Origin of the sequence: Leptotrichia trevisanii DSM 22070 (assembly GCF_000482505.1) — a bacterium.
Classification (GTDB): domain Bacteria; phylum Fusobacteriota; class Fusobacteriia; order Fusobacteriales; family Leptotrichiaceae; genus Leptotrichia; species Leptotrichia trevisanii.
Genome location: NZ_KI519448.1, coordinates 21,222 through 30,957 on the forward strand (window position 1 = coordinate 21,222; position 9,736 = coordinate 30,957).

A 9,736-nucleotide genomic window follows, 5' to 3' on the forward strand; every position below is an offset into this window, starting at 1 on the left:
CTCTCATTTAAGTTTTTCATTTCCCTTTTCCAAACAAAACAGCCTTAGCCGTTTTTGCAACAATCAGTACATCCAATATCAAGTCCTGATGTTTTAAGTAATATAAATCATATTCAAGTTTTTTCCTTGCATCATCTAAACTTTCACCATATGGGAACATTACTTGGGCCCAACCTGTTATTCCAGGTTTTATAAGATGTCTCAGGTTGTAATAATTTATTTGTTCTGCATAATCTTTTGCTAGTATATCCCATTCCGGGCGTGGGCCAACGAAGCTCATTGTACCTTTTAGAATGTTCCAAAGTTGCGGTAATTCATCAATTCTTGTTTTTCTCATAAATTTTCCGAATTTTGTAACTCTTGTATCGTTATCTAGAGTATATTTTGAATATTTCTTAGGATCATGTAACCTCATGCTTCTGAATTTATAGACTCTGAAAGGTTTCATATTTTCACCTATTCTTGTTTGTTTAAATATAACTGGCCCTTTAGATTCAAATTTAATAATTATCGCAGTAATTAATGCAAGGGGAGAAAGAATAACCATCAAAATTAATGCCAGTATTAAATCCATTCCCCGTTTTATGTTTCTTTGCATTTCATTATTGAGAATATCAAATCCGTTTGATTCCAAAAGCCATTCTTCATTTATTTGATTTATATCAATCTTTTTTTGGATATCTTCGTTGAATTCTTCATAATTCATTATTTTTAGTCCATTAATTTTTAAATCAAATATACGTTTTAAATATTTTTTGAAATCAGGACTTTTTATATCTTTTACAATTACTAGAATATCAACATTATTTTTAGCAATGATTGTTTCCATTTCATTGTAATTTCCAATCAGATATTTTGTCGCTCTGCTTTTATTGTTAGAAATATATCCGATGTAATTGTAGTCAAGCGTATTTATAATATCTTCCTGAATGTTGTTTTCTATATGATTTGAGCCAAATATTAATACATTTTGCTTTTTCATATAAATTGAACATACAATCTTTCTAAAAATTACTTGAAACACAAATATTAATCCAAACATATAGAATATATCAAAACGTTTCCAAAAGGCATATAATATTACGGAAAAAATTATGTCGATTCCTAAATTTATAAAAACATCCTTAAGTCTGAAACGTTCTGCATAAAAGTCCAATTGTCCAAATACAAATTTTACAAATATGAATAAAATGAATATAAAACTTGTTAAATATTTTACTACGTAATCATATTTATCTAACAAAAGACTATAAATCATATACAAAATAAAAATATATAATATACGTATACGTATATCTTTATTTAATTTCATAATTATTCATCCTCACTTAACAAATCATTTATGTAAACTTCAATGTGATAAATATTTATTGAAGTCTTTTATCTTAATTTTTTACTAAATTTTAAGTAAAGAATAATATTTTCCAAGACAAAAAATTATAATTTGTATTAAATAATTTCAAATGAGAAAAAAGATGAAAGAATTTATCTAATTTTTATGTAAATAGAAGTTTTATTCCCTATTTTTTATAAATAATTACAGTATGAGTATAACATATTTTATTATGAAATTCAAGTGCCGATGAATCAAGAAAAATATAGATTTAAGATGTAATTTTAAAAGATATGTTACTATATTTTACAGTTTTGTGTTATTATTTTTTTGTTTATATTTTTTTAAAAAATTTAATCATAATTTGTAGTTGTATTTATTATTCCATCAAATATTACATTCATACATTTTTTCTTATATTCTAAATTTGGGTGTATGTATAAATTTAAGGTTGTATTAACGCAAGAATGTCCGAGTATTTCAGAAATAGTCTTGTAATCTATGTTGTTTTCTATTGCTTGAGTAGCAAAAGTGTGTCTTAATGAATGAAATTTTAATTTTGAGATATTTAAAATGGTTAATATTTTTTTAAAAAATTTTCGATATGTCCTAGGTTCAATGTATTTTTTACTTCCGGAAATAACATAAAAATCTTTATTTCTATCAAATTTTTCCAGAATCAGATTTAATTCGGAAGCAATTGGGATTTTTCGTCTGGAATTTTCTGTTTTTGGGGAAGAAATAACTATTTTGCTTTTTTTTATTTTGCTTGTGTAAATTCTCTGGATTGTGTGATTTATGTTAATGAATCCGTTTCTTAAATCTATATCTTCCCATTTTAATGCACATATTTCACCTATTCTAAGTCCTGTGCATAGACAAATTAAAATTCCTAAAGTTTTGCTATCTAAATGATTTTTTGCATATTTAAAAATTTTTAATCTTTCCTCAAAAGTAAATATATCTACTTTCTTTAATGTCTTATCCTGAGGAATTTTATAATCAAAATCTTTTCTTTTTATTATTTTCTGTTTCATTGCAAAATTTAGAACAGCTTTTAGGATAATTACCATATCTTTTACAGTTTTTCTCGATAATCCCCCTTTTCCGTCTAATCTTCCAAACTTTAATTTATTTAGTATAAAAGACTCAAAATCCTTGTTGGAAATTGTGTTAATTTTTCTGTTTTTAAAATAAACTTTTAAATGTTTTTCTATAATTGTCAGGTATAAGGCATAGCTGGATTCCTTTATATAGTTATGTTCATTTTTTATCCAAATATCCATACATTCGGCTATAGTCATATATTTTTTATTCATTTTGTTGTCCTCCTAAATTAAATTAATCTTTATACTAAGGTTATCAAAACATATATAAATCTGAAATTTGAGTATTATGGAGTAAATCTTTGAGGTATGCAGCTCATTTAAAATTAAACAGATAAAATTTATATTCAAATTGTTATTTCATCCAAAATTTGATATACTAAAATAAATTATAAAAATTAAAAAATATACTAAAACTTTGATAAAATTGAATTGGTGAATTATATCCTGTTGAATTTTAAATTTTGTCAGTTTGTTTTTGAGTGTATTATGAAAAAATGGGAGGAAAAAATTATGAATTTTAATGACTACAAATATGAACATTTGGATTTGGAGAAAATAAAAGAGGAATTTTCAGAACTAATAGGAAATTTTGAAAAGGCAGAGAATGTAGAGGTGCAAATTGAGGCGTTTGATAAGATTATAAAGCTGAGAAATCATATTGAGACTATGCAGACGCTTGTTTCGATTCGGCATAGCATTGATACGAATGATGAGTTTTATGATAAGGAAAATGAGTATATGGATGAAATCAGTCCGATTCTGTTTGGATTTACGAATGATTTTTATAGAGTGCTTGTTAATTCAAGATTTAAAGATGAACTTGTTAAGAAATATGGAAAATTATTGTTTGATCTGGCGGAAAATACATTGAAAATTTTCTCGAATGAAATTATTCCAGATGCACAGGAGGAAAATAGATTGTCAAGCAAATATTCGAAATTGATTGCCAGTGCTAAAATTAATTTTGATGGAAAAGAGCTTAATTTATCGCAAATGGTTCCTTATACTCAATCTAAGGATAGAAATGTGAGAATTGGGGCGGCAAGGAAAGTAGCTCAATTTTTTGCTGAAAATCAGGAAGAATTTGACAATATTTATGATTCGCTTGTAAAAGTGAGAACTAAAATGGCACAGAAAATGGGATATAAAAATTATGTGGAATTTGGATACAAGCAATTGTCAAGACTTGAATATGATGCAAAAATGGTGGAAGGTTACAGAAAGCAGGTGCTTGAGAATATTGTGCCACTCCATACTGAGCTTCGTAAGAGACAAGAAAAAAGACTTGGGGTTGAAAAACTTAGGTTTTATGACGAAGCTATAAAATTTAATTCCGGGAATGCTGATCCGCATGGTTCACCTGAGTGGATTTTAAATCACGGGAAAACAATGTATAGGGAATTATCGAAGGAAACTGATGAATTTTTTAAATTTATGACTGAAAATAATTTGCTTGACTTACTTTCTAAAAAGGGGAAAATGAGTGGCGGATATTGCACTTATATTCCAGAACATAAGGCTCCATTTATTTTTGCTAACTTTAATGGGACTGCACATGATATCGATGTCTTGACGCATGAAGCTGGACACGCTTTTCAAGTTTACCAGAGCAGAGGTTTTGATGTGCCTGAATATCTGTGGCCAACTTATGAGGCCTGTGAAATTCATTCGATGAGTATGGAATTTTTGACTTGGCCGTGGATGGGCTTGTTCTTTGAAAATGATACTGACAAGTACAAGTTTATTCATTTGTCAGAAGCTCTTTTATTCATTCCTTATGGAGTAACAGTTGACGAATTTCAACACTGGGTGTATGAAAATCCAGAAGTTACGCCACAGCAGCGTCGTGAAAAATGGCTTGAAATTGAGAAAAAATACTTGCCGACTAGAGATTATGGGGAAGTTGAAGAATTGAAAAACGGAATTTTCTGGTTTAGACAGGGACATATTTTCAGTTCGCCATTTTACTACATTGACTACACATTAGCTCAGGTGTGTGCTTTCCAATTCTGGATAAAATCAAGGGAAGACAGGGAAAAGGCTTGGCAGGATTATCTGAATTTATGTAAACTTGGAGGAAGCAAATCGTTCTTTGAGCTTATGAAGTCTGCTAATTTGAAAAATCCGTTTAAGGAAGGGACAATAGCGGCTGTAATTCCAAAAATTAAGGAATATCTGGATAGTGTTGATGATATGAATTTGTAATTTAAGTCAGAATGGAAAATAAAATTTGAAAATATTTATGTTTTTCTATTGATTTTGAAAAAAATTAGTGATATAATAGTTGTAGATACAAATTTAAAGAAATAATATATTAAATATGGAGGTAATTTATAATGATTTATGAAAATATCTTGGACTTAATTGGAAATACGCCTGTAGTAAAACTAAAATTTTTAAATGAAAAAAATATTGCTGATATTTATGTAAAACTGGAAAAATATAATATTGGTGGAAGTGTAAAGGATAGGGCGGCACTTGGAATGATCGAGGCGGCTGAAAAAGAAGGGAAATTAAAACCGGGAGGGACAATTGTTGAGCCTACTTCGGGAAATACTGGAATTGCGTTGGCATTAATTGGGAAAGCAAAAGGATATAAAGTGGTAATTGTGATGCCTGATTCAATGAGTGTGGAAAGAAGAAGCATTTTGGCAGCTTATGGAGCTGAATTAATTTTAACTGAAGGGGCAAAGGGAATGAAAGGTGCAATTGCCGAAGCTGAAAAACTGGCAGCTGAAAACGGATACTTCTTGCCTCAGCAATTTGAAAACCCTGCAAATCCTGCAAAACATTATGAAACTACTGCTAAAGAAATTTTGGATGATTTTCCACAAATTGACGCCTTTGTTTCAGGAGTTGGAACTGCTGGAACTTTATCAGGAATTGGGAAAAGATTAAAGGAGGAACGTCCTGGAGTACAAGTGTTTGCGATAGAGCCTGCAACATCTGCCGTGTTATCTGGAGAGCAGCCTGGAAAACATTCGCAGCAGGGACTTGGTGCCGGATTTGTTCCTGGAAATTATAATCCTGAACTTGTAGATGGAATTATAAAAATAGAAAATGATGAAGCTATTGAATTTGCAACAAGAACTTCAAAGGAAAACGGACTGTTTGTAGGAATTTCTTCTGGAACCGCAATTGCAGCAGCTTACAAAGTGGCTAAAAAATTAGGAAAAGGAAAAAAAGTTTTAGCAATTTTACCTGATGGCGGTGAAAAATACTTATCAGTTGAAGCATTTAGAAATAGTTTATAAAAAATTATATGGCAAGAATTCTTTAATATTAAATATATTTAAGATGAATTGCCTTTTTATAATCCTTAAAAAATTTCTTTGCATTAATGTATATAAAAAAGTTGTTTTTAAAACAGTTTTAGTATATAATAAGATATAATTTTTAAGGAGTGTGATTATTATTTTTAAATGGTTGCGAAATGAAATAAATAATATTGCAGAAAAGGATCCGGCAGTGAGGCACAAAATAGAAGTTTTTCTTTATCCATCGTTACATGCCGTTATTAATCATAGGATTGCACATTTTTTTCAGAATCATAAATTATATTTTTTTGCAAGATTAATTTCGCAAATTTCCCGTTTTTTAACAGGGATAGAAATTCATCCAGGAGCAAAATTAGGAAATAAAATATTTTTTGATCATGGAATGGGAATTGTAATTGGAGAAACGGCGGAAATAGGAGATAATTGCGTTATTTACCACGGTGTAACTCTTGGAGGGGTAAGTGCTTCAAAAACTAAAAGACACCCTACTTTAAAGGAAAATGTAACAGTTGGTACAGGGGCAAAACTTTTGGGAAATATAGTAATTGGAAAAAATGTGAGAGTCGGAGCAAATTCGGTTGTTTTACGGGATGTACCTGATGAAGCGGTTGCAGTGGGTATTCCCGCCAGAATTATTCCGAAAACGGAAGAAGATTATTATATGTGGTATATTTAGCAAAAATATACGCTGTACTTAAAGAGTTTTTTTGAAAAGTAGCTACATAAATTCAAAAATCAAAAAAATTTGACAATCAAAGTAAAATATGATATATTCTCTGTATAAAAATTTAATCAAAGAGAATTTATTTTATTAAATAATAAATAAATGTGGAGGTTCAATATGGCAAAAGTAGGAATTTTTTTCGGATCAACAACAGGTGTAACAGAAGATATAGCTCATAAAATCGGAGAAAAGATTGAAGGGGCAGAAGTTTTTAATATTGATGGAAATGAAGATAAGTTAGAAGATTTTGATGTACTGCTTTTAGGAGCTTCTACATGGGGATTTGGAGACTTGCAGGATGACTGGGCGGCAGTTGTTGACGACTTGGCAAGCAAAGACTTCAGTGGTAAAAAAGTAGGATACTTTGGAAGTGGGGATCAGGGAACATTCTCTGAAACATTTATGGATGGAATTGCCATCATTGATGAAGAAATCCAAAAAACTGGTGCAACAATCATTGGAAAAACTTCAACGGAAGGATATGAATTTAACGAATCAAGAGCAGCAAAAAATGGTGAATTTTTAGGACTTGCCCTAGATGAAGTTAACCAGTCTGAATTGACAGATGAAAGAATTGACGCATGGGTTGAGCAAATTAAAAAAGAATTTTAATAACAAACTATGTCTGTGAATAAATTTATTAATAAAAAAATTCACAAAAGACAAATTAAATATGATTTTAGCTATATTTTATATATAACTAAGATAAATCAATTTTCACAAGTTGATTTTCTCTCCAAAAATAAGAAGACGTTCATTAGGGCGTCTTTTTTTCTTTCCTTAATTTTTATTTTTTTTATAAAAAATATATAATCTTTCTTTTTTTTATAAGAAAATTGATATAAAAAATACTTATATTAAAAAGATTTTTTTCATTTGTTATGCTAAAATTATGATGTAAGAAACAAAGCATACTCAAACTCTCTTAAAATTGAACAATAAATATTAAAAATGTTTTGGATTTTGAGGGTACAGTTTTAATATTTAGTTCGGTTTTTAACACACCCGAACCCTTGATTTAAGTTAATAAAAAACAATCGTAGGGTTTGGGTAAAATTAATTATGGGGCTTTAAATTTTATAATAAAGGAGAAAGGTGAAAGAATGAAGAAAGGAATAATATTAATAAGTTTAATAGCGATTTTGTCAAGCTGTGGCGGAGGTGGAGGCGGTGGCAGTTCTGTTACTCAGACAGCAGGAACGGCACCAACACCAACATTACCTTCATTACCAGGAAATACAGCTGGAACTGGTGGAACTGGAAATAAGGGAAATAATAATGGGACAACCAATATAGTCGGAGAAAATAACCAAAATTTACCAAAACCAATATTGCCAACAGAAGAAAACAAAACAAATAATCCTTCTGTTCCGGAAATAAAACCACAGGTATCAGAAAAAGACACTAGATTTCCAAAACCGACGGATAGACGGAATATAACTGGAGCGGGTGTTAAAGTTGGAGTTTTGGATAGTGATTTTTTAAGTAACAATGCTTATACAGATAGCTTTTATCGAGGTGGACTTCTCAACTTGGGAACAGAATTTGGTAAGGTATTAACTGAAGAATTTGGAGATAGATTTACTGCTATTCAAAAGACTTTAGACACTTACAGCACATTGAGTGAAGATGATCATGGGTTGATGGTTGCTACCATTTTAGCTGGAAAAAGTGGTAAAGGGGCAAAAGGTGCTTCTGTGTATGGGGTTAGTTTTGGGGAAAGAGGAGGCCATTTAATAACAGATAAGGAAAAATATGAAGATTTGTATAATCGTGGAGTAAGGATATTTAACCAGTCTTTTGGTACAGCTTTGGAATTTTCTGATTATAACTTTTCAAATTATAAACCACATTTATACCCCTCTGTTATGAGAGAAAGTCAGGTTAATGATAGCAGGATTCTTGATAGAAGGATAGATGAGTTAAATAATTTTTATAAAAAAGCAGTAAATAATGGCTCTTTATTTGTATGGGCTGCAGGAAATACAACAACAGATAGAAATGGTAGAACAAAAACATATAATGCACCAACAATTCAAGCTGGAATGCCTCATTACATACCTGAACTTTATAGAGGGTGGATTGCGGTAGTTGGAGTACAACCTGATGGAAGGGAATATCCAGTGCATCTTGCAAGAGCAGGAAAGGCAAAATGGTGGACAATTTCTGCAAGTGGAGATTGTGAATTACCTAGATGTTCGGCTTATGGTTCTTCCTTTGCAGCACCGAGAGTAACAGCAACGGCAGTTAAAGTAAAGGAAAAATTCCCTTGGATGACAGGACATGAATTAAAACAGACAATACTTACAACAGCAAAAGATTTAGGACAACCAGGAGTAGACAGTATATTTGGATGGGGACTTCTGGATGAAGCAAAGGCATTAAAAGGGCCTGCCAAATTTAGCAGCGAATTGATTGTGGGTGAAAGAGCTGCATTAGGTGGATTAAGAGGACAATTTAATGCAAATGTTACGGATGGGACTTCTATATTTGAAAATGATATTGATGGTGAAGGCGGATTAAAGAAATCTGGAAACGGAACTTTAGTTTTGACAGGAAATAATACTTATCACGGAAGTACCGATATAATTGGTGGAACTTTGGAAATATATGGAGAAAATGGTTCGAATATTGATATAAGCCAAAATGGTACATTAATAACTTATCCAACAACAATGATTGGTTTAAGAAATGGCAATGGAACTATTTCAAAAGTAAATGTGCAGAATGATGGTGGAACTTTTGAAAATAGAGGTTCAGGTGCCGTCATAACAGGAGATTATATTGCAGGAAATGGAGCAGTAACAAAGGCAGAAATAGGAACAAAACTTAAAGTTAATGGAACTGTGAATTTGAATGGAAATAACACTTTGCAAACATTAAGTAATAGATATGTTACAGCAAAACCAGTATCATCTACTGTAATTGAAGCGGAAAAAGGAATTAATGGAAGTTTTAATAAAGTGGAAACTCCTGAATTGATAAACGGGAATGTCGAAACTGCCGATAATAAGGTAAATGTAAAATTAAGCAGAAAAAATATGGTGGATTATGTAGAAAAAATTGCAGAATCTGACGAAATGCAAAAAACTACTGCCGAAAACTTGGAAACTGCATTCCAAAAGCTAGATCAAAATATTGAAAATGGAACTGCTGGAAATGTCGCTCAATTTGAAAGAAAAGCTGCCAAACTTCAGGCACTTACTTCTTCAAACAGGGCAGCAGTTTTGGACAGTCTATCTGGACAAATTTACGCTTCTGCACAGGCACTTACATTCCAACATTCACAAAC

At 30.9% G+C, this 9,736-nt stretch carries 7 protein-coding genes; 5 read left to right on the forward strand and 2 right to left on the reverse strand.

The genetic code is table 11. The annotated features are described in order from the left end of the window. Positions 1 to 16: 16 nt before the first annotated feature. Together K324_RS0113355 and K324_RS0113360 are read right to left on the reverse strand one after the other, a co-directional pair. Positions 17 to 1,312, reverse strand: a complete 1,296-nt coding sequence (locus K324_RS0113355) for a sugar transferase (RefSeq protein WP_026749578.1) — start codon at positions 1,310 to 1,312, stop codon at positions 17 to 19. A gap of 374 nt (positions 1,313 to 1,686) precedes the next feature. Beyond that, positions 1,687 to 2,652 carry a tyrosine-type recombinase/integrase gene (locus K324_RS0113360; protein ID WP_026749579.1) on the reverse strand — a complete coding sequence of 322 codons (966 nt, stop codon included), beginning with the start codon at positions 2,650 to 2,652 and terminating at the stop codon, positions 1,687 to 1,689. Positions 2,653 to 2,952: 300 nt separating this feature from the next. Between K324_RS0113360 and K324_RS0113365 the strand changes: the two genes are divergently transcribed. From K324_RS0113365 to K324_RS15015, 5 genes are all read left to right on the forward strand, one after another. Then, the gene (locus K324_RS0113365) at positions 2,953 to 4,647 is read left to right on the forward strand and encodes a M3 family oligoendopeptidase (protein WP_026749580.1); all 1,695 of its coding nucleotides are present in this window, start codon (positions 2,953 to 2,955) and stop codon (positions 4,645 to 4,647) included. Positions 4,648 to 4,778: 131 nt separating this feature from the next. Further along, positions 4,779 to 5,696, forward strand: a complete 918-nt coding sequence (gene cysK / locus K324_RS0113370; RefSeq protein WP_026749581.1) for a cysteine synthase A — start codon at positions 4,779 to 4,781, stop codon at positions 5,694 to 5,696. Between the two features lie 151 nt (positions 5,697 to 5,847). Continuing rightward, positions 5,848 to 6,396 carry a serine O-acetyltransferase EpsC gene (gene epsC / locus K324_RS0113375; RefSeq protein WP_036095876.1) on the forward strand — a complete coding sequence of 183 codons (549 nt, stop codon included), beginning with the start codon at positions 5,848 to 5,850 and terminating at the stop codon, positions 6,394 to 6,396. Positions 6,397 to 6,561: 165 nt separating this feature from the next. Beyond that, a complete protein-coding gene (locus K324_RS0113380) occupies positions 6,562 to 7,056 on the forward strand; it encodes a flavodoxin (protein WP_026749583.1) in 495 nt (164 codons plus the stop codon). A 491-nt stretch (positions 7,057 to 7,547) separates the two neighbouring features. Further along, positions 7,548 to 9,736 (forward strand): autotransporter serine protease (locus K324_RS15015; RefSeq protein ID WP_036095892.1); only part of this gene is annotated, 2,189 nt, incomplete at its 3' end.

Excerpts from the sequence above, each read along its gene's own strand:
- K324_RS0113360 (WP_026749579.1), bottom strand. The coding sequence starts at position 2,652 with ATGAATAAAAAATATATGACTATAGCCGAATGTATGGATATTTGGATA.
- K324_RS0113380 (WP_026749583.1), top strand. The coding sequence starts at position 6,562 with ATGGCAAAAGTAGGAATTTTTTTCGGATCAACAACAGGTGTAACAGAA.
- cysK (WP_026749581.1), top strand. The coding sequence starts at position 4,779 with ATGATTTATGAAAATATCTTGGACTTAATTGGAAATACGCCTGTAGTA.
- K324_RS0113365 (WP_026749580.1), top strand. The coding sequence starts at position 2,953 with ATGAATTTTAATGACTACAAATATGAACATTTGGATTTGGAGAAAATA.
- K324_RS0113355 (WP_026749578.1), bottom strand. The coding sequence starts at position 1,312 with ATGAAATTAAATAAAGATATACGTATACGTATATTATATATTTTTATT.